This is a genomic window from Bradyrhizobium sp. UFLA03-84 (genome assembly GCF_002289535.1).
GTDB classification, from domain to species: Bacteria; Pseudomonadota; Alphaproteobacteria; order Rhizobiales; family Xanthobacteraceae; genus Bradyrhizobium; species Bradyrhizobium viridifuturi.
The window spans coordinates 1175994-1196265 of record NZ_NSJY01000013.1; the positions used below are offsets into that span (position 1 = coordinate 1175994).

Annotated in this window: 14 protein-coding genes and 2 pseudogenes; 6 read left to right on the forward strand and 10 right to left on the reverse strand. The window is 62.3% G+C overall.

Translation table 11 applies throughout. The features are described from left to right. Positions 1 to 35 precede the first annotated feature (35 nt). The 4 genes from CK489_RS19695 to CK489_RS19710 all read right to left on the reverse strand — a co-directional run bounded on the left by CK489_RS19695 (position 36) and on the right by CK489_RS19710 (position 4745). Positions 36 to 1115: a BMP family ABC transporter substrate-binding protein gene (locus tag CK489_RS19695; protein ID WP_050631654.1), complete on the reverse strand. Its 1080-nt coding sequence runs from the start codon at positions 1113 to 1115 to the stop codon at positions 36 to 38. A 79-nt stretch (positions 1116 to 1194) separates the two neighbouring features. Continuing rightward, complete coding sequence (locus CK489_RS19700) at positions 1195 to 2112, reverse strand: ABC transporter permease (RefSeq protein WP_050631633.1); 918 nt, start codon at positions 2110 to 2112, stop codon at positions 1195 to 1197. Beyond that, positions 2099 to 3190: an ABC transporter permease gene (locus CK489_RS19705; RefSeq protein WP_050631632.1), complete on the reverse strand. Its 1092-nt coding sequence runs from the start codon at positions 3188 to 3190 to the stop codon at positions 2099 to 2101. The genes CK489_RS19700 and CK489_RS19705 overlap by 14 nt, the downstream gene beginning before the upstream one ends. Beyond that, entirely contained in the window at positions 3174 to 4745 is a 1572-nt protein-coding gene (locus CK489_RS19710; protein ID WP_095733375.1) for an ABC transporter ATP-binding protein, read from the reverse strand. Before CK489_RS19710 ends, CK489_RS19705 begins: the two co-directional genes overlap by 17 nt. 551 nt (positions 4746 to 5296) lie before the next feature. Here CK489_RS19710 and CK489_RS19715 point away from each other — a divergent pair. Next, positions 5297 to 6394, forward strand: a complete 1098-nt coding sequence (locus tag CK489_RS19715; RefSeq protein ID WP_050631653.1) for a hypothetical protein — start codon at positions 5297 to 5299, stop codon at positions 6392 to 6394. Between the two features lie 100 nt (positions 6395 to 6494). Here CK489_RS19715 and CK489_RS19720 read toward each other — a convergent pair whose 3' ends face one another. The 5 genes from CK489_RS19720 to CK489_RS19740 form a co-directional block, all read right to left on the reverse strand. Beyond that, a complete protein-coding gene (locus CK489_RS19720) occupies positions 6495 to 6998 on the reverse strand; it encodes a nucleoside deaminase (RefSeq protein ID WP_095733376.1) in 504 nt (167 codons plus the stop codon). A gap of 128 nt (positions 6999 to 7126) precedes the next feature. Further along, positions 7127 to 8005, reverse strand: a complete 879-nt coding sequence (locus CK489_RS19725; RefSeq protein WP_095733377.1) for an ABC transporter permease — start codon at positions 8003 to 8005, stop codon at positions 7127 to 7129. A 1-nt stretch (position 8006) separates the two neighbouring features. Further along, positions 8007 to 8888 carry an ABC transporter permease gene (locus CK489_RS19730; RefSeq protein ID WP_095733726.1) on the reverse strand — a complete coding sequence of 294 codons (882 nt, stop codon included), beginning with the start codon at positions 8886 to 8888 and terminating at the stop codon, positions 8007 to 8009. Positions 8889 to 8960: 72 nt separating this feature from the next. Next, entirely contained in the window at positions 8961 to 10253 is a 1293-nt protein-coding gene (locus CK489_RS19735; protein WP_095733378.1) for an ABC transporter substrate-binding protein, read from the reverse strand. Positions 10254 to 10270: 17 nt separating this feature from the next. Then, on the reverse strand, positions 10271 to 11305 hold the full coding sequence (locus tag CK489_RS19740; protein WP_095733379.1) for an ABC transporter ATP-binding protein: 1035 nt from the start codon (positions 11303 to 11305) through the stop codon (positions 10271 to 10273). Between the two features lie 302 nt (positions 11306 to 11607). Between CK489_RS19740 and CK489_RS19745 the strand changes: the two are divergent. Then, positions 11608 to 12667: pseudogene (locus tag CK489_RS19745) on the forward strand (ring-opening amidohydrolase). A 77-nt stretch (positions 12668 to 12744) separates the two neighbouring features. Here CK489_RS19745 and upp read toward each other — a convergent pair. Then, positions 12745 to 13380: a uracil phosphoribosyltransferase gene (gene upp, locus CK489_RS19750; protein ID WP_095733380.1), complete on the reverse strand. Its 636-nt coding sequence runs from the start codon at positions 13378 to 13380 to the stop codon at positions 12745 to 12747. Between the two features lie 294 nt (positions 13381 to 13674). Here upp and CK489_RS19755 point away from each other — a divergent pair, with 294 nt between their 5' ends. The 4 genes and pseudogenes from CK489_RS19755 (at position 13675) to CK489_RS19770 (ending at position 19623) form a co-directional block, all read left to right on the forward strand. Continuing rightward, positions 13675 to 14922: a GTP cyclohydrolase II gene (locus CK489_RS19755; protein ID WP_095733381.1), complete on the forward strand. Its 1248-nt coding sequence runs from the start codon at positions 13675 to 13677 to the stop codon at positions 14920 to 14922. An 8-nt stretch (positions 14923 to 14930) separates the two neighbouring features. Next, positions 14931 to 16175 (forward strand): URC4/urg3 family protein, encoded by a 1245-nt coding sequence (locus CK489_RS19760; protein ID WP_245350433.1) that lies wholly within the window; start codon positions 14931 to 14933, stop codon positions 16173 to 16175. A gap of 28 nt (positions 16176 to 16203) precedes the next feature. After that, positions 16204 to 16320: pseudogene (locus tag CK489_RS42785) on the forward strand (uracil phosphoribosyltransferase); the annotation flags it as partial. A gap of 198 nt (positions 16321 to 16518) precedes the next feature. Continuing rightward, positions 16519 to 19623: a helicase-related protein gene (locus CK489_RS19770; protein ID WP_095733383.1), complete on the forward strand. Its 3105-nt coding sequence runs from the start codon at positions 16519 to 16521 to the stop codon at positions 19621 to 19623. Positions 19624 to 20272 lie beyond the last annotated feature (649 nt).

Consider the following 20272-nt stretch of genomic DNA (forward strand, 5'->3'; position numbering starts at 1 on the left):
CGCGGAGGGAGGACACCTGTTGTTCGCGCGATCGCTCATTTGCCGGGAAGCTTGTCGTCGATGCCCTTGACGTAGAAATTCATGCTGAGGATCTGGCCGTCATCCAGGTGATCGCCGCCCTTGCATTCGACTTCCTTGCCGTCTTGCCCGACAACCGGACACTTGAACGGATGCAGCTTGCCGGCCGCGATGGCAGCCTGGGTATCTTCAGCCAGTTTCTTCACGTCATCCGGCATGTTGGTGTAGGGCGCCATCTCGAACATCTTGGTCTCGAGACCGCCCCAGGTATCCGCGGACTTCCAGCTGCCGTCGAGCTGCGCCTTGACGCGCTCGATGTAATACGGCGCCCAGGTATCGAGGATCGAGGTGAGCTGGGCCTTGGGGCCGAATTTGATCATTTCGGAATCCTGGCCGAATGCAAACTTGCCGCGCTCGCTTGCGATCTGCATCGCTGCGGGCGAGTCGGTATGCTGCATGATGATGTCGGCGCCTTGATCGAGCAGCGCCTTGGCGGCGTCGGCCTCTTTGCCGGGATCGAACCACGAGTTCACCCAGATGATCTTGACCTTGATGTTGGGATTGACGGTCTGGGCGCCGATCATCGTCGCGTTGATGCCCGAGACGACTTCGGGAATCGGGAACGAGCCGATGTAGCCGAGCACGCCCGCCTTGGACATCTTGGCTGCGATTTCTCCCTGGATGTAGCGGCCCTGGTACCAGCGCGCCGAGTAGGTCGCCATGTTCTTGTCGCGCTTATAGCCGGAGCAGTGCTCGAAATGCACGTTGGGATACTTCTTCGCCACCTTCAAAGTGGGATCCATGTAGCCGAAGGAGGTGGTGAAGATCAGCGTGTTGCCGGCGCGGACGAGCTGCTCGACGGCGCGTTCGGCGTCGGGGCCTTCGGGAACATTTTCGAGAAAGGTGGTTTCGATCTTGTCGCCAAACTCCTTCACGACCGCCTGTCGGGCAAGTTCGTGCTGATAGGTCCAGCCGAGATCGCCGACCGGTCCGAGATAGATGAACCCGACCTTCAGCTTCTCGGCGGCAATGGCGCTGCTCGTCAGGCCTCCTGCCAACAGAAGCGTCGCGGCGGCTGCAAGCAAATTCTTTCTCATCGTGATGTCCTCCAACAACAGTGGGGGTGAACCATGGTCCGGGATGGCGCGCCCCATCGCGCTCGCCCGGAAACGAATGTCATCGATCGGGCACGAACACGGTGCCGAGCGCCGCTGGCGCGGTTGAACCGCCGGTCCGCGCGCGCGACAGCAGCACCAGGACGATCACGGTTGCGAGATAGGGCAGGGATGACATGAACTGAGAGGGAATGCCGATGCCGGCACCTTGGGCGTGCAATTGCAGGATCGTCACCGCGCCGAACAGATAGGCTCCGATCACCAGCCGGCCGGGCAGCCAGGAGGCAAAGACCGTCAGCGCGAGTGCAATCCAGCCGCGGCCGGCGGTCATGCCCGGAATGAAGAACGGCGTGTAGGCGAGCGGCAGGTAGGCGCCGGCGAGTCCGGCGCAGGCGCCGCCGAACATCACGGCATACATCCGGATCTTCAGCACCGGATAGCCCAGCGCATGCGCCGAGACATGGTTGTCGCCGCAGGCACGCAGGATCAACCCGGCCCGCGTCCGGTACAGGAACCACCATACCGCCGCGACCAGCGCCAGCGACAGGTAGACGAACCCATCCTCGCCGAACAGGATGCGCCCGATCAGCGGAATGTCGGTGACGAAGGGGATCTGGAGATGCGGCGCCGGTGTGATCCGCTCGCCGACAAAGCCGGCGCCGATCAGGCCGGACAACCCGACGCCAAAGATGGTCAGCGCCAGACCGGTGGCGACCTGGTTGACCGCAAGCCCGAGCGCCATCGCGGCGAACAGCAGCGACATCAGCACGCCGGCAAGCATCCCGCAGAGCGCGCCGATGATGATCGAGCCGGTCAGCCATGCCCCGCCGAAGCCGCACGCGGCGCCGACGATCATCATGCCCTCGACGCCGAGATTGAGCACGCCCGAGCGCTCGGCCACCAGTTCACCGGTCGCTGCCAGCAACAGGGGTGTCGATGCCGCAAGCACCGACAGGATGATGGCTTCAATGAGCTCCACGCGCCACCTGCGGAGAGGAGGAAACGATACGGAAGCGATAGAGAATGAGGGAGTCGCAGGCGAGCACGTAGAACAGCAGGATTCCCTGGAAAACCTTGGTGACGTCCAAAGGGATCTTCATGGTGATCTGCGCCTGCTCGCCGCCTATGAAGGTGAGTGCGAGAAAGAGCCCTGCAATTAATATTCCAATCGGATTGAGGCGGCCGAGGAAGGCAACGATGATCGCCGTGAAGCCGTAGCCCGGCGAGATACCCGGCTGGAGATGACCGACCGGGCCCGCGACCTCGATGATCCCGGCGAGCCCCGCAAGCGCGCCGGAGATTGCAAACGTCAGCAGGATGAGTTGATTGGCGTTGAACCCGCCGAAACGGGCTGCACGGGGCGCTGCGCCCACCACGCGGATTTCGAACCCCTTGATGGTCTTGCCAAGCAGCACGGCCCCGGCGGCCACCACGATCAGCGCCAGGATGGAGCCGAGATGCAGTCGGCCGCCTTCGATCAGCGTCGGCACCGTGGCGACCGGGTCGAACTCGGCGGTGGTCGGGAAGTTGAAGCCTTGCGGATCGCGCCAGGGTCCGCGGACCAGATAGTCGAGCAGCAGGTCGGCGACGTAGACCAGCATCAGCGAGGTCAGGATCTCGCTGGCGCCGAACCTGACCTTGCAGATCGCGGGGATCAGGGCATAGAGCGCGCCGGCGACGGCGCCGAGCAGCAGCATCGCCGGCAGCACCCAATGGCCGGCCTCGGTGCCCTGCGTTTTCACCGCAATCCAGCTTCCCGCGACCGCCCCCATCAGGAACTGGCCCTCGGCGCCGATGTTCCAGGCATTGGCGAGGTAGCAAAGCGACAGGCCGATCGCGATCATCACCAGCGGGGTCGCCTTCACGGCGATCTCTTGCAGCGAGTAGCCGTCGGTGAGCGGCACGATGAAATAGACGTAGAGCGCCGAGATCGGATTCTTGCCGAGGACCATGAACAGGATGGTCATGGTGACGATCGTGAGGCCGATCGCGATCAGCGGGGAGACCAGCGCGACGGTCTTCGATCGCTCGGCGCGCTTCTCAAGTATCAGCTGCATGCGCCTGCTCCTTTGTCTCGAGGCTGCTGCCGCCCATCAACAGGCCGAGCTTCTCGCGGCTGGCCTCCGCCGTTGGCAGCGATGCGGACAGGTGGCCGTGAAACATCACGGCAATTCGGTCGGAGATTTCGATGAGTTCATCGAGGTCCTGGCTCGTGACCAGCACTGCAGCGCCGCCGGCCGCGAGATCGAGCAAGGCCTGTCGGATCACGGCAGCCGCGCCGGCATCGACGCCCCAGGTCGGCTGGCTGACGACAAGCACGGCCGGATTGCGCAGGATCTCTCGGCCGACGATGAATTTCTGAAGGTTGCCGCCTGACAGGCTCGCGGCTTCCGGATCACGCTTTGCCTTGCGCACGTCGAAAGTCTCCGTCGCGCGGTCGACGGCATTCAGTGTCGCCGCCGTGTTGACGAAACCGTGCTGCACCATGTTGCCGGCGGCGTGTCCGGTCAGCAGGGCATTCTCCGAAAGCCTCATGCGCGGCGCGGTCCCGTGACCGAGACGTTCTTCGGGCACAAAGGCTGCTCCAAGCTTGCGCCGCCGGCTGATCGAGAGATGGCCGGCCGCGATTCCCTCGATCACGATCGTGCCGGGGTCGCTGGCGAGCCGCTCGCCCGACAATGCCGCAAACAACTCGTCCTGTCCGTTCCCGGCCACGCCCGCAATGCCCAGGATTTCTCCACCTCTGAGCTCCAATGAGATGCCCTTGAGGTGCACGCCATGCGCATCGTCAGGTTCGAGGTTGAGATCGTTGATCACCAGCCGTGGCACGGTGATCTTGCGGCTTGCCGCCGGCTTCACTTCCTTGATTTCGGTGCCAACCATCATGCGCGCCAGCGAGGCGGCGGTCTCCGCTTTGGGATTGCAGGTCGATACCCTCTTGCCGCCGCGCAGGATGGTTGCCGTATCACACAGCCTCTTCACCTCTTCGAGCTTGTGGCTGATGTAGAGAATTGCACGCCCTTCGCTCTTGAGGCGCTCGAGCACGACGAACAATTGGTCGGCTTCCTGCGGCGTCAGCACCGCGGTTGGCTCGTCCAGGATGAGAAATCTGGGATTCTGCATCAACGCGCGGACGATCTCGATGCGTTGACGTTCGCCCACCGAAAGCCGCCAGACCTCGCGCTTGGGATCGAGCGGAAGCCCATAGCTGCGAGACACCTGCTCGAGCCGCGCGGACATCTCCCTGAACGATTCCTTGCCATCGAGGCCGAGTGCAACGTTCTCGGCAACGGTGAGGTTGTCGAAAAGCGAGAAGTGCTGAAACACCATCCCGATGCCGCGGGCGCGAGCCTGCGACGGACCCGACAGCACCATGGTCTGGCCTTCCCAGCGCAGTTCGCCCTCGCTGGGTTGCACCAGACCGTAGATGGTCTTGACGAGGGTGGACTTGCCTGCGCCGTTCTCGCCGAGCAACGCATGGATCTGCTGCGGCCAGACGTCGAGATCGATCTTGTCGTTGGCGAGGAAAGAACCGTATCGCTTGGTCAGGCCGACCGTCTGCAAGAGCGGGGTGGCACTCGTGCGCGGCGCGGCCGATGTCGTGTCTCGCATCCCAGGACTATCGCATTCGTGAGGAGAGGGAGCGGCAATAGTGAGCCAGTTTGCCTGCATGCGTAAGTAGCAAAAAGCGCCAGCGCTTGCTCAAGCCTTCGGCATAGTTGAGCTTTCCCGTCAGTCCACCGGGTGCGTCCGCGGTGCGCGCGGCTTGGCGCCGTTGGCCGACCATGCACCCGAACTTCGCTGTTGCAGAATTGTGACTGTCGATCCAATTCGCACAGGGGTAGGCATCGATGGTGGAAATTTGAGCAGAGCGTGACGGCGCGGCTTTGTCTGGCTTTTTCGCGTGTCGACGGCGCTCCGCGCGTTGCGCGGAAATGTCGCGGAAGCCGAACAATGATGGGCATAATTCGAAAAGTTCTGAATTCAATCGAAGCAAAATCTTTGGCGCGCCAAATCCGATCGAGCCGGACCAACTCGCAGAGGTTGTTGATCAAACTCGCATCAGCAGCTGAAGAAACTTCAGGCTTCCTGTCCGCCCCGAAGCTGCGCAAGGCTCCCATTGAAGCCTGAATTCCTGACGCTTCACTTTGGGGGTCTTCACGATGTTCAATTTCCGCCGAACCCTATCAGCCGCCGCGCTATCGCTCGGGCTGATACCGGCAGCCACTAACCTTGCAAGCGCCGCCGATCTGCCGGTCAAGGCGCCGAAGCCGGCCGCCGACCTGCCTTTCTTTCTGGTGATCGATGACCGGGTGACCTACTCGTATATCTTCTCCGGCACCGATCCCGGCGTCTTTTCCGTCCGTCCCGACGGCAGCATCAACGGAAAGACCGCCAAGCAGGTCTACTCGTTCACGCACTTCGACATCTGGGCCTACGGGCAGAACTTCTTCACGATCTCGATGTTCAAGTCGGATCACAACGACCCGGCTTCGCCGTGCTCGAACGTTGGCGTGACCATCACCGGAGCTCCAGCCACCTGCGCCGGCGCTACCGAGATCTACGGCCTGTTCCGTTCGACTTTCGGCTGGAATCAGATCTTCAACACGAAGGCGTTCAGCATGGGGCCGCTGAACAATATCTCGTTCGAAGTCGGCATGGACGCCAATACGGAGAACAACTTCCTCGCGCCGGCCAAGCGTGACGTCGTTGCCGGTCTCCAGTTCGAATTCAATCTTCCCTACAAGGGCTACATCAACGTGTCCCCGCTGATGTACTACGAGTTCTTCAACCACAATGCGTTCGACCAGTGCGGTCTGTTCGGCGCGGGCGTACCGGGCGTGAGTTGCATCAGCGACGGCAACACGAAATTCAAGCCGACATGGGCCGTCGAAGTGAACTACTACATGGATCTCGGCTTCCTGCCCGAGAACATGCAGTATTTCTCGATCAGCGGCCGCGCCGGCTGGTATGGCAAGAAGGGCACCGAGAACGAGCCGATGGCCTTCAACCCGGTCACCAATGTCAGCACGGCGGTCGAGCTCAACTCCGAGCCGATCCGCCTGACCTTCGATGCGAGCAAGGCGTTCTGGGGTCCGAAATACTCGCACTTCGTCGACGTCTGGGTCGCCTATCGCTATTGGCAGAACAAGTTCGGCCTCGACCACGCCAAGAGTGTCGTCTGTAACGTCGCTGCCGGCGTCAGCAATAATTCCTGCACCGAGGAATCGCTCTATTCCGGCATCAGCGTGAAGTTCTGATCCACCCGGACCGCTCCACCGGGTGGCACTGATGGCGCCGCGATGTTCCCCGCGGCGCCATTCTTCTTTCTCCAGGGGAAGGGGGCGAAGCCTGGCCAGCTCAGCTCTTCCGCCAGACACCTTGATGCAGCGCCGCGGCCTCCGTCTCCAGCAGCGGTCCGACGATCTCGGTCGACCGCTGACCGCTGCGGAACACCTCACGGCAAGGGAGGTCGAGCGTCGGGTTCTCGGGGTGGTCGCCGGTGAGCTCGCGCAAGGCATGCTCGCTCAGGCCGTAGACGAGGCGGCCGATGCCGGCCCAGTAGATTGCGCCCGCACACATGGCGCAAGGCTCGGCGGAGGAATAGAGCGTTGCCTGCCGCAAGACGTCGGCTGGAAGGGTCACGCAGGCCTGCGTTGCGAGCAACCGCTCGGCATGCGCCGTGCCGTCGCGAGCAGGCATGAAGCCATTTTCGGCTTCAAGCAGCACCCGCCGGTCGTGGTCGACCAGAACGGCGCCGAAGGGATGATTGCCGTGGGTCAGCGCGCGGCGCGCCACGTCGAAAGACTGTCGCAGAAAATGCTCGTCGGCTTGCGCCTGACTCAATGCCGGGATGTCAACCATGAGCGTTTGCGGTCCCCTCCATCGACTACGGGCAGCTCGTGGCCTGCCGAAAGCCGCCCTGACCGGTCCTCGCCGTCGTCGCGGCGGTGACGTTCGGGTCGATGATCGAGATGCGCATCGGGCCGGTCCTACACCATTCCCTTGCCTGCGTCCGATCCGTGACGCCTTTGCCGAGCCCGAAGTGCAAGAATCACAATCAGCGCCAGCAGAATGACGAGAAAGGAAACCGCGCTGGTCAGGGTCCCCAGCGCATAGATGTCCGGCTTTGTAACGGTCGTCGTCAAGCCCTGCAAATCAAGCGGCAAAGTGTTGACGGAGCCGATGGTCTGGCTTGAGCGTGCGAGTTCGTCCCAGGACAGGGTAAATCCAAACAGGCCGATACCCACGACGGATGGCAATATGATCGGCAGCACGACATACCGAAATGTCTGCCAGGGTGTCGCGCCCAAGTCGCGCGCCGCTTCTTCAAGGCGGCTATCGAACCTGTTGAAAATCGCAAACATGATCAGCAGGCCAAAGGGCAGGGTCCAGGTCAGGTGAGCACCAAGACCCGACGTAAAGAGCCCCATCGCCGTCGTCCAACCTGCAGCGCCGCTCTTGATGATGAAATCGTCAAGCAGGCGGAATTCCAGGGCGATGCCGAGCGAGGTGATAATCGACGGCATGATCAGGCTGGCGATGGCAACATAGAACAGGAAGGACGCACCGCGAAACGATCTGCGGAAGGCCAGGCCGGCCGAAACCGAGAGAACGACCGTAAGCACCATGACGACGAGGCCAAGCTGAAGCGATCGTTTGAAGGACGCCCCGATGTCGATGATGCCCGAACCGGAGAACACCTTGCCGAACCAGACGAGGGACACGCCATTCATTGGAAAGGTCAGGCCACCTTCGGGCCCCTGAAACGACAGGATGTAGATCGCGAACATCGGTCCGTAGAGAAACAGGACGTAGGCCGTGAAAAACGCGGCGAGAAAATAGAAAGATCGCGGCCGCTTCTCGCCCATCTCACAGTTCCTTGCGGATATTGACGACTCGCGTCAGCGCCGAAATGATCAGGATCGTGATGCCGAGCAGGATGACCGCATTGGCCGCGGCCGCGGGAAATTGCAACGCATTCAGGCGTGCCTCGATGATCTTGCCTGCGGATGCAATCTGTTGGCCGCCCATCACCCCGACCGTGACAAAATCACCCATGACGATCGTGATCACGAAGATCGAGCCAATGACGATTCCGGGCTTTGCCAGGGGAATGATGATGTTCACCAGGGTTTGCCACCCGGTCGCGCCGGCGTCATAGGCGGCTTCGATCAACCGCTTGTCGATGCGGATCATCGAATTGAAGATCGGCACCACCATGAAGAACGTAAAGAGGTGAACCAGAGCAAGTACGACGGAAAACTCCGAGAACAGCAGCCACTCCAGCGGTTGCTTGATCAGGCCCGCGGCCTCGAGGCCCCGGTTGACCAACCCGTTCCGGCCAAGAAGCGGAATCCAGGCAATCATGCGGATCACGTTCGACGTCCAGAACGGGATGGTGCAAAGCAGGGTGAGCACGATCTGCCAGGTCTTGGACCGGACGTGGAATGCGAGAAAATAGGCGACGGTGAAGCCGATCAGAAGGGTCAGGACCCAGGTCAGCAGGCATAATTCCAGCGTCTTCAGATAAGTCTTCAGGATGGTGCAGAGGTTGGGCAGTTCGACAATGCATCCCTCGAACGTATCGGTGTAGCCTCGCAGGCTGAAGGCCGGGATCATCTCATATTCGTTGTAGTCCCACGCGCTGACAATCGTCACGAACAGCAGCGGCAGCAGGAAGAACAGTGCGAAAACGAGCATCATCGGTGCGGCCTGAAGCCACGCCACGAAGGATTTCCGGTCTTGCATCATTGAAATGTCGATTGCGGTGATGGTGAAGAAGGATTTGCCGGGCGCTTGGCCCGGCAAATCCGTTAGGCGGCATCAAGCGGCGATGAACTCATTCCACTTGCGCACCATGTAGTCGTTCTCATCCATCACGGCGTTCCAGCAGGCGACGGCGCCCATGCGGTCGTCGTAGGATCCTCCGTCGCGCTTGGCTCCGGCCTTCTCGAGAACCGTGCCGTCCGGCGCCTTGATGTCGCTGACGGCGGCCTTGCCTTCCATCCAGTAGCCCCATTCGTCCGCCGTCATGTTGGCCTTGGCGGTGGACAGTACGGCCGAATAATAGCCCTGGCGGTTGAGATAGGCGCCTGCCCAGCCCGACAGATACCAGTTCACGAACTCATAGGCCCAATCGAGCTTTGCTCCGGAAACTGCCTTCGATACGCAGAATCCCGATGCCCACGAGCGATAGCCTTCCTTGAGCGGCTGGAACACGCAGGGGATTCCCATCGAGCGCACCTTGGTGACCGCGGGCGACCACATCGACTGGATCACGGTTTCACCCGACGCCATCAGGTTGACGGACTCGTTGAAATCCTTCCAGAACGCGCGGAACTGGCCGGCCTTCTTGGCTTCCGTCATGATCTTCATGGTGAGATCTATCTCGGCCTTGGTCATGTTGCCCTTGTCGGCATAAGTGTGCTGACCGGTGGCTTCGACCACCATCGCGGCATCCATGATTCCGATCGACGGAATGTTGAGAATCGAGGCCTTGCCCTTGAATTCAGGATTGAGCAGTTCGGTCCACGATGAGATTGGCCGCTTGATCAGATCGGGCCGGATGCCGAGCGTATCGGCATTATAGACCGTCGGGATCAGCGTCACGAACTCGGTCGGCGTTTTGGAGAACGTCTTGGAGTTCGCGCCCTCAAGATAAAGCACCTTCCACGGTGCGGTGCCCTGATCGCCGATCTTCTTGCCGTTCGGCAACTGCCCCTTGGTGAACACCGGCGTGATGTTATCAAATTCTTTGATCTTCTTGGCATCCAGCGCGAAAATATTGCCTGACGGCACCAGCTTCTTCAGCGAGAAATATTCGGTATCCAGCACGTCGAACGAGTTCGGCTGGGTGATTACACGTTTGGTCACGTCGTCGGTGGTGGCGGTGATGTATTCGATCTTGATCCCGGTGTCGGCCAAGCATTTCTTCGAAATCTCGTCACCTTCGTTCACCGCCGTTCCGAGATAACGCAGAACCTTCGGATCGGCCGCCTGGACATAGGGAAATCCGGTAATTGCGCCCGAACCCGCCGCAATGCCGGCCGCTCCGGCTGCGCCCTTCAGCACGGCGCGCCGGCTGATGCCACGATTGAGTTTCGAGGATTTGGTCATGACTGTCTCCCTTGGTGTCACGCCGCCGTTTCGGGCGATTGGACGATTGCAGAACTGGTGGTCGTGAGAAGGCTGGCTTGCGCCGGGTCCCATGTGGCGAGAACGCGCTCACCTACGGCGTAGTTGTCCGCATCGAACTGGGTTTCCGTGACCTGGGCCGAGATCTCGGATCCGCCGTCGATGGCAATGACCACGCGGACATAGGTCCCCTGGTATTCGACCTCGCTGACGGTGCCGGCGACCGACGGACCAGCGACGGTTTCGTTCGATCTTTTCAGCATCAGCCGATCAACCCGAACGGCGAAGGTCTCGGAGCCCGCCGCAATGACATTGTGGCCGCCGATGAATTTCGCCGTGAATTCGGTTTGGGGGTGGTTGAAGATTTCACGCGGCGAACCCTGCTGTTCGATCCGGCCGCCATTCATGAGAACCACGATGTCGGCGAGGGCCATCGCCTCGTCCTGGCCATGCGTCACGTGGATGAAGGTAAGCCCGAGCTCGCGCTGCAGCTTCTTCAGTTCGGCTCTCATCCGCAGCCGCAGGAACGGATCGAGCGCCGAAAGCGGCTCGTCCAGCAGCAGGATCTGGGGCGAGGTAATCAGCGCACGCGCGAGCGCCACGCGCTGCTGCTGGCCGCCGGAAAGCTGACCCGGCAGCCTTGCCGCATAAGGCTGCATATCGACGAGCTCCAGCAACTTCATCGCTTCGGCGCGACGCGCAGCCTTGGCGACGCCCTTCATTTTCAAGGCAAAGCCGACATTGTCGATGACGGAAAGATGCGGGAACAGGGCGTAGGACTGGAACATCATCGCCGTGCTTCGATCGGCAGGGGGCAGGCCCGTCACATTCTTCGGCCCGACAATGATGTCGCCTGACGTCACCGATTCATGACCGGCCACCATGCGCAGGGTGGATGTCTTGCCGCAGCCCGATGGCCCAAGCAGGCAACAATAGGAGCCGGCCGGAATCTTGAGGTTGATGGCGTCAACCGCGGTGATGCCGCCGTAGGTCTTGGTCAATTGCACCAGTTCGAGCGCCGCCGTCGTCGTCATCCGCACCATTCCGCCAGGTCTTACCGAGGACCCTGGGCGGTCGCCCCGGGACGCTATCCGGAATTGGATGCAACAGATGTGCCAAAAATTGCGACAGGTGAGACAAAAAGTGGGCAATTCCGCCGTTCGACGCAGCGGACTTGGCTGCCCGCGGCCTTGTTCGTGGAGGCAGGCGGTCGAGGCGATGTTGAAAACGATCCTTTCGCCAGAACCATCTTGATGCAATCAATGCCTTTCCGCGGAACGCCGCGAGCCGCTATGGCCCGCGAATTCTTTGTGACCCTGAAGATCTGGGGAAGTGGATGCGCACAAAATCGGTCAACGTCGTTCGCATTTCCACCAAAGGCCCCGGTGATGTCTCCGGCCTGCTGAGCCTGATCGAGCAGGGCGAGATCGATCCAAGGTCGATCGTCGCGATACTCGGCAAAACCGAGGGCAATGGTGGCGTCAACGATTACACGCGCGAATACGCCGTTTCAGCCCTCAGCGCGACCCTGGCGCCTTATGTCGATCTGCCGCCGCATCGCGTCGAGCAACGGATCGCGTTCGTGATGTCGGGTGGGACGGAAGGTGTGCTCAGTCCACATATCACCGTCTTTACCCGCGATGGCCCTGCCGATCACCGGGTCGAGGAGATTTCCGGGAAGCGCCTCAGCATTGGGATGGCACACACGCGGGATTTCCTGCCCGAGGAGATCGGTCGTGGCGCGCAGATCAGGGAAACCGCGAAGGCGGTAGCCGCTGCCATGGCCGACGCTGCTATCGTCGATCCGCGGGATGTCCATTTTGTGCAGATCAAGTGTCCGCTTCTGACGAGCGACCGCATCGGCGCTCGGCGTCGCGGTGGCACTTGGCGAGATTGAAGGTCGGATTGACGACGAACACGTTCTGCGGCGGCTCGATCTGTTTTCGTCGGTCGCGTCCACGTCGGCGGGCATCGAGCTGATGCATAATGTCGTCATCGTGCTGGGCAATTCGGATTCCTCTGCCGCACCATTCGAGATCGGGCACGCCGTGATGCACGACGCCATTGATACCGCAGCCGTGATCGATGCATTGAAAAGCGTGCGACTGCACATCGAACACGGTTCCAAACCGCCGACGGCGGCCCGCCAGCTCGTCAACATCTTTGCCAAGGCAGAGGCCTCGCCAAGCGGCAGTATTCGCGGATTTCGTCACATCATGCTTGAGGACACGGACATCAGCTCAACCCGGCACGCCCGCGCTGCCGTAGGCGGATTGATCGGTGGCTTGTCGGGTACCGGCGCCGTCTATGTCTCTGGTGGAGCCGAACATCAAGGGCCGCCCGGCGGCGGGCCCGTAGCTGTCATCGCCCGGCTATTGCCGATCGCTTCCGACTGAGCATTCGGGCTTCGCTAATGCCTGCGAACGTCGATTTCGCTCTGAGGCTGCTGAGCTAGCCAGGCGATGTCGCGCGCTCACCGGGTGCCGAACATTCTGTCTCCGGCATCGCCCAGGCCTGGCACGATATAGCCGTGATCGTTCAGTCTCTCGTCGATCGCAGCAGTCCAGATCGGGACGTCGGGACACTCGTCCTGAAGTCGGGCAATCCCTTCGGGCGCCGCCAGCAGGCAGACGAAGCGAATGTCCCGGGCGCCTCGCGACTTGAGCAGGCTGACCGCAGCGCAGGCCGAATTTCCCGTCGCAAGCATTGGATCCAACAGGATCACGATACGTTCCGACACGTCCTGCGGGGCCTTAAAGAAGTACTCCACGGCTTGAAGTGTCTCCGGATCACGGTAGAGGCCGATATGCGCGACGCGCGCGGACGGAACGAGCGCAAGCATTCCATCGAGAAATCCGACGCCGGCCCGCAAGATTGGAGCGAGCGTGAGTTTCTTGCCTGCGATTTTAGGCGCCTTCATCGCGGCGACCGGCGTATCGATGTCGACCATTTCCAGGGGCAGGTCGCGGGTGACCTCGTAGCAGAGAAGCATTCCGATCTCGTTCAGAAGTTCGCGAAACCCCTTGGTGGAGCGATCCTTGTCGCGCATCAGCGAGAGCTTGTGCTGGACCAGGGGATGGCTGACGAGGTTCACGCTGCTCTTGGTCATAAGGTCGCTCTATCCAGATGGGTTGCATGCGAGATCGTGCAAGTCGCGTGCCCGGGCATGTACGCCGCTGCTTCTAGCCATCGCGCACCGCGTGGTTGATTGACGGGCAGGCGGTTAGGGAGCGCTTGGCCCCGCAGGTCATGGTCGCGTCGCAAGCACTACGGTTAATGCGCGCGACGCTCTGAAACGGCCGTTGTGTTCGACCGCAGTTCAGCCATACTGAAGAATCCTTCGATTGTTGGCAATCGGATCTATCCCGCCCGGCTAACGATCGACATCTGTGGGTGCGTAGCGATGACTCGCTCTAATCGAACTGATCATATTCGGATTACGTCCCATCCGGCGCCGGGCGCGAAGATTGACTTTCCGATTTCCTGGGGAGCGGCCACGGCGCATGTCCGCGGGCCGGTAATTGGGACGGTTTCACGTCCCCAGCAGCGTAATGTCGTCGGCACCCACGGCGGCTCCTATTCGATCTATCGCGCGCTGGCGGTCTCGTCCGGCGCGCTCGATCCGATCCGGCGTCCGGACCTGACCAATACGCAACCTGCCGCCACGGTCGGGCCATTCCCGCAATGGACCGAACCCAACCGGATCGTCTCGCTCGATCCATGGGGGCACCTGGCCGCAGAAGCGTTCTCGAAAGAGATCGCCGAGGGCGTCGATATCCGTCCGAGCATTGCGATCACCCGCGCCCGCCTCGATCTGCCGGAATTGCAGGCCGCGATCACCGCCGGTCGGCTCAAGCGCGACGGGACCGTCGTTCACGAGACTGGCAGCATCTCTGTTGTCAAGATCGCGATCGACCCGGTCTGGTATCTGCCCGGAATTGCGGCGCGCTTCGCCACGACCGAAAGCAATCTGCGCAGGCAGTTGTTCGAGCAGACGGCAGGCATGTTTCCGGAGCTGGTCACGCGGCCTGACCTTCATGTGTTCTTGCCGCCGATCGGTGGCACCACCGCCTATCTGTTCGGTGATGTCGCCAAGCTGCCGGACCATCGCGCCAGCATCACCTGCCGCGTGCACGACGAATGCAATGGCTCCGATGTGTTCGGCTCGGACATCTGTACCTGCCGCCCATACCTGCTGCATGGAATCGAGGAATGCGTGCGCGCCGCACAGGCCGGCGGGCTTGGCATCACGATCTACAACCGCAAGGAAGGCCGCGCGCTCGGTGAGGTGACCAAATTCCTGGTCTACAATGCGCGCAAGCGGCAGGAAGGCGGCGATGCCGCCGCGCAGTACTTTGAACGCACGGAATGCGTTGCAGGCGTACAGGATGCGCGGTTCCAGCAGTTGATGCCGGATGTCGTGCACTGGCTCGGGCTGAAACGCATCGACCGCTTCGTTTCCATGAGCGACATGAAGCACGATGCGCTGGTGAGCCAGGGTATCGATATCGTCGAACGCGTGCCGATCCCCGACGATCTCGTGCCGGCGGATGCCCAGGTCGAAATCGTTGCGAAGAAGGCTGCCGGCTACTACTCACCCGAAGCGCCAACCCAGCGGGACTTCGTGGGTCGTTCGCTCGACAAGTATTGAGAGCGGCCGTGTCATCCGTGAATCCAGAGACGTCGGCGGCCCTGTCACTGCTGAATGCCGGGGCGGTGCGGGAGCGCGCAAATCGGCTTCTTGCCATCGGCCTCGAGGACGGGCTTGCGAACTTCCGCATCGATCTCGACCGTTTGGACGGAACGGCCGGCCTGGTGGTGGAGACCACGTCCAAGGCCTACCCCTCGCTGGCGGTACCGTTTCATTCGCGCTGGCGGCATTTTTCCATGAACGGCGTCGATCGCTGGGCGACGTTGGCCGGCCAGACGGCATGGCACGATCCCGCGGGACGGCCCCGCGCCGAGTTCGATCTGGCCGTGGTCAGCGTCTTCCTCGACGCCGGTGCCGGCCCATCATGGCGTTACCACGACCCCGCGACCGGATGGGCGATCGGCCGTTCGGAGGGGTTGGGACTGGCCAGCCTTGCGATGTTTACCGGCGGTGTATTCTCGTCGGATCCACGACAGCCCCTTCGAGCCGATGCCGACGTGCTGGCGAATCTATCCGTCGCGGACCTCGTCCGCGGCATGCAGGTGTCTGATGCCAATCCGTTGGTCGGCATCGAGGGCCGGGTGAACTTGTTACGCAGCCTCGGCCGGCTGCTGGCCTCGAAGCCGGCGGTGTTCGGACGCTTCGACACGCCGCGGCCGGGCGGCCTGTTCGATTGGCTGGCATCGTTGGCTGACGGCCACAGGCTTCCGGCCCCCGCAATATTGTCGGAGCTGCTCAGGGAATTCGGCCCGATCTGGCCGTCGCGGCTGACGCTCGGTGGAGTGGCGCTCGGGGATTGCTGGAAGCATCCGATGCTGACGACCGCAGATCCGACCAGTCACCTGATGCCGTTGCACAAGCTTTCGCAATGGCTCGCCTATTCGCTGATCGAGCCGCTGCAGCGTGCGGGCATTGAAGTAACGGATATCGACGGTCTGACCGGCCTTGCCGAGTATCGAAACGGCGGGCTCTTCGTCGACGGTGGCGTGTTGACATTCCGCAACGAAGGCGATGCAGGCCGGGAGCACGATGTTGCCTCGCCGCTGGTCGTGGAGTGGCGGGCGCTGACGGTGGCGTTGCTCGATCGCGTCGCGGATCATGTGCGACGCCGTCTCGGGCTCGACGCAAATGCATTGCCGCTGGCGAAAATTCTGGAAGGTGGCACTTGGGCTGCGGGCCGACGGCTGGCGCGCGAACGCCGCGCCGACGCATCGCCCCCGATCCGGATCATCAGCGACGGCACGGTATTTTAACGCAGAGAATTGCCATGGAAGCGTCACGATCGTTAGACACCCGCTGGTGCAGCACAAGCTGACGCTGTTGCGCAGTAAAGATACCTCGACTAGGTCGTTTCGCGAACTCTTCAAGGAGATCGATCGGGGTTTATATCTGGAAATCCGTGCCGCTTTGGTTTCCATGCCGGTGGCCGACAAGCCCTGAGTCGCCCCGAGACCCACGTCAACGGGCGATCGGACTCACGAAAATAACGATGGATTTGACGTGGCGAATACCAAGAAGGCCCGCGCTGCTGCTGGCGCGAACAAGAAAAGTAAGGGAGCGGCGCGTTCCGGGATCTCATCTTCCTCGCCTCTCGGCATGTTGGCGCTGCATCTCCTTGAGCAATGGAAGCAGTCCGGCCGCGACGGCATCGTCTTCCTGGCGGAAAGCGAGAACAGGGCCGAGCGCCTCGGCAGCGTGCTGCATTCGCTCGATCCGTCGCTCGAGGTGCTGGTGTTCCCGCGGCTGAATACCTTGCCGTTCGACGGGCTGGAGCCGTCGCGCGAGATCGCTGGCCGACGCGCTTCAGTGTTGCGGCGTCTTGCCAAGAGCAAGAGGCCCGTCTTCCTGGTGTCGACCGCCGAGGCGGTCATGGAGCGGTTGCCGTTGCCCGCGAGTTGGAGCCGCCTCAGCATCAGCTTGAAGGTGGGGGCGCGCCATTCCGAGCAGGATCTCAAGGATCGTCTGGAGGCGCTCGGATACGATCTCGACGAAGAGGCGGATTATCCGGGAAGCGTTCTGTTCCACGGCATGACGTTCGAGGTGTTTCCGGCCGGCGCCCTTGGGCCGTTCAGGATTGAGCATTCCGGCGGCGTGATCCGCAGGATCGCCAGCGTCGATCCGGACGAGCACGACGTCGTCTTCGACGCGCAGGAACTGCTGATCGATCCGATGTCGGAGCAGATCGCGCTGGGAGGCAAAAGGGCGCAGCGCGCGGCGCTGCCGGACTATTGCGACCGCGCACGCTGGATCGCGGACGCCGGCGTCTCCGCTCACGCCGACAGCTGGCTGAGCACGATCAAGGAGGCGGCCGGCCGCCGCGAGGCGGAGCGCGAGTACCTGGGCCCCCCCGACTGGAAGCGGCTGACCAAGCGGATGAGCGTGCTGCCGCGCAAGGCGGCGTTCATCCCGACGCCGGATTTCTCCAAGGTCGCCTCGTCGCGCAAAGCGCTCCGCGCTTTCATCGCCGACACGGAGCGCGCCGGATCGCGGCTGCTGCTCGTCGCGGCAGTGGAGGACGACCTGCGCGCGATGGAGCGAATGGGCGGGATCAAGGCGGAACGCTTCACCGACTGGAGCGAGGCGGCCAAGGGACGGGGCGGCGAAGCTGCGCTGTTGGCCGACTTCGACACCGGCTTCATCGGTTCAGGCCGCAAGCCGCTTGTCGTCGTGACGGCGACCGATGTGCTCGGCAGCCGGGCTCATCATCCGCAGCCGATGGCCAGAGCCTGGAGTGCGGCATTCGATCACCCCGACGTGCCGGAGCGGGGCGCGGTCGTCGTTCATCTGCAACGGGGCCTCGCCGTGCTCGATGGCCTGCAGACCTACGACATGGGGAAGGGATCATCCCGCGAGATGATCCGGCTGGCATTTGCGGGCGACGATGCCGTCCTGGTGCCGCCCGCCGACCTTGCGCTGATCTGGCCGTATGCCGCGGAGCTCGGCCGGCTGACATTGGACAGGGCCGATGGCAGCACGTGGTGGGCGCGGCGGACCAAGGCGGAGCAGGAAATCCAGATCGCCGCCAAGGCGCTTGCCAAACATATCGCGCAGCGGCGTCGCCGGCGCGCGCCCAAGCTGGTTGCTCCCGGTCCCGCATATGAGCGCTTCGTCGCGCGCTTTCCGTATTTCACGACCGTCGACCAGGCAAAGGCGATCCGCGACGTGCTGGATGATCTTGCGTCGGGTCATCCGATGGATCGGGTGGTCTGCGGCGACGTCGGATTTGGCAAGACCGAGGTAGCCTTGCGCGCGGCGGCCGCCGTCGCGCTGTCGGGCAAGCAGGTTGCCATCGTCGTGCCGACCACCGTTCTGGCAAGGCAGCACGTCGCGACGTTCCGCAAGCGGTTTGCGCCGCTCGGCATCGAGGTGGGAAGCTTGTCGCGCGCGACGTCGGCGCAGGAGATGCGGGAGACCAAGGAAAGCCTGCGAAGCGGCAAGATGAAGGTCGTGGTCGGCACGCAGGCGATCGCATCGAAGGACGTCAAATTCGCCAAGCTCAGCCTCGTCATCGTCGACGAGGAGCAGCACTTCGGGGCAGCGGAGAAGGCGAAGCTCTCGGGCCTGGCGAAGGGGGTCCATACGCTTTGGATGAGCGCCACGCCGATCCCGCGCACGCTTGCGGCGGGGCTCGCCGGCTTCAGGGATCTCAGCGTGATCGCATCTCCGCCGGTGCATCGGCTGCCGGTCGTGACCAAGATCGCGCCGCTGTCGGACGCCGCCATGGCCGCGGCATTGCTGCGCGAGCAGCGGCGTCACGGGCAGAGCTTCCTGATCTGTCCGCGCATCCAGGATCTCGATCCGCTGCTGGCGCGCGTGCAGGCGGTCGCCCCGGAGCTCCGCATCGTTTGCCTGCATGGCAGACTGCCCGCCGATGAGCTTGACGACCGCATGATGAGCTTCGTCGAAGGCGAGGCAGACGTTCTCCTGGCGACCAACATCGTGGAAAGCGGTCTCGACATTCCACGGGCGAACACCATCGTGGTCTGCTGGCCGGAAAAATTTGGTCTGGCGCAGCTGCACCAGCTGAGGGGACGGGTGGGGCGCGGCGGAACGCGCGCCTTCGCGTACATGCTGACGGAATCGAGCTCGGAGCAATCCGGCAAGCGTCTGGCCGTTCTGGAGGAGTTCAGCAGGCCGGGCGCCGGGTTTGCGATCAGCGAACGTGATCTGGACCTCAGAGGTGCCGGAGACCTGTTGTCCGAGCGGCAGTCCGGCCACGTGCAGGTGTTCGGGCCGGTGCTCTATAGCCACCTTCTGAAGCAGGCTTCGGAGAAGACCAACGATCGGTCCGCCGATCTGTGGGTGCCCGACCTCAACCTTCCGCTCGCGGATCTCTTGCCACGGAGTTATGTGCAGTCGGAATCGATGCGCCTTGAAATTTATGGCCGCGTCGCCAGGTGCCGGAACGAGGACGATCTGGAAGATCTCGAGGAAGAGACGTCGCGCCGTTTCGGCAAGCTGCCGCCGGCGGGGCGGGATTTCTTCGCGGCGGCAAGGCTCAGGATCGATTGCAAGCGGCGAGGCATCGTGAGGCTCGACGTTGGACCGGAGGCCGTCGCGGCGACCTTCCTCCCGGGGCGGCTGCCGAAATCCAGGGCACGATCGCTACAACGCGACGGCGATCGCGTCTTCTACTCGGGCAGAACACAGGAGCCGCCTTTCGAGCGGATCAACGATCTGCTGGATGTTCTGGACGAGTGAGTGCGACGTCAACTTAGCTGCGCGGGGCTGCGTCACCCGCCCGCTGCTTCGCGGACTGGCTCAAGATACGAGTCTTATGACTCGATCCGACTGCATCGCGCCTTGTGACTGCATCACGCACGCAGTGGAGATATTTCGTCGCGCGCCTGCTGCGGAGAACAAATCGACTGATCCGGCGCGCTGACATCGCGGTGACATGTAGCGCCGGTACTGCACACATGAAGCGGTCCGTCCGCCGTTCTACGACCTGATCCGAGCCATTGGAACGCCCCCTTTCAGGCCCGAGTCGGCGGTATCGGGAGCGGGCTATGTTGTTCAGCCATCGGTATTTTTGGGCTGAAATCTTGAGCCCGACACCGGAATCAGTGCCGTCCAAACAGGCTCCGATTTTCGCTTTCTCCGTAGCACTACGCGTTTTGCACACCGTTCCGCCCGGTGTTGCCCAAACTTGTGCCCGCCAGCGGTATCTTAAATATTCCTATTTAATTTCAATGGCTTGTCGGAATGCCGCAGTTCAAATGCCCGTGATATTTGTGCAACATTTGCCCGAAAACAGCCGCAACTCCTGCTCACCCGAGCGGTCTTTTGTTGCGTGATCGGGGGCCTTCTGTCTCATATGGAACTGCGACGGAGGGGGGCATCCCGAGGT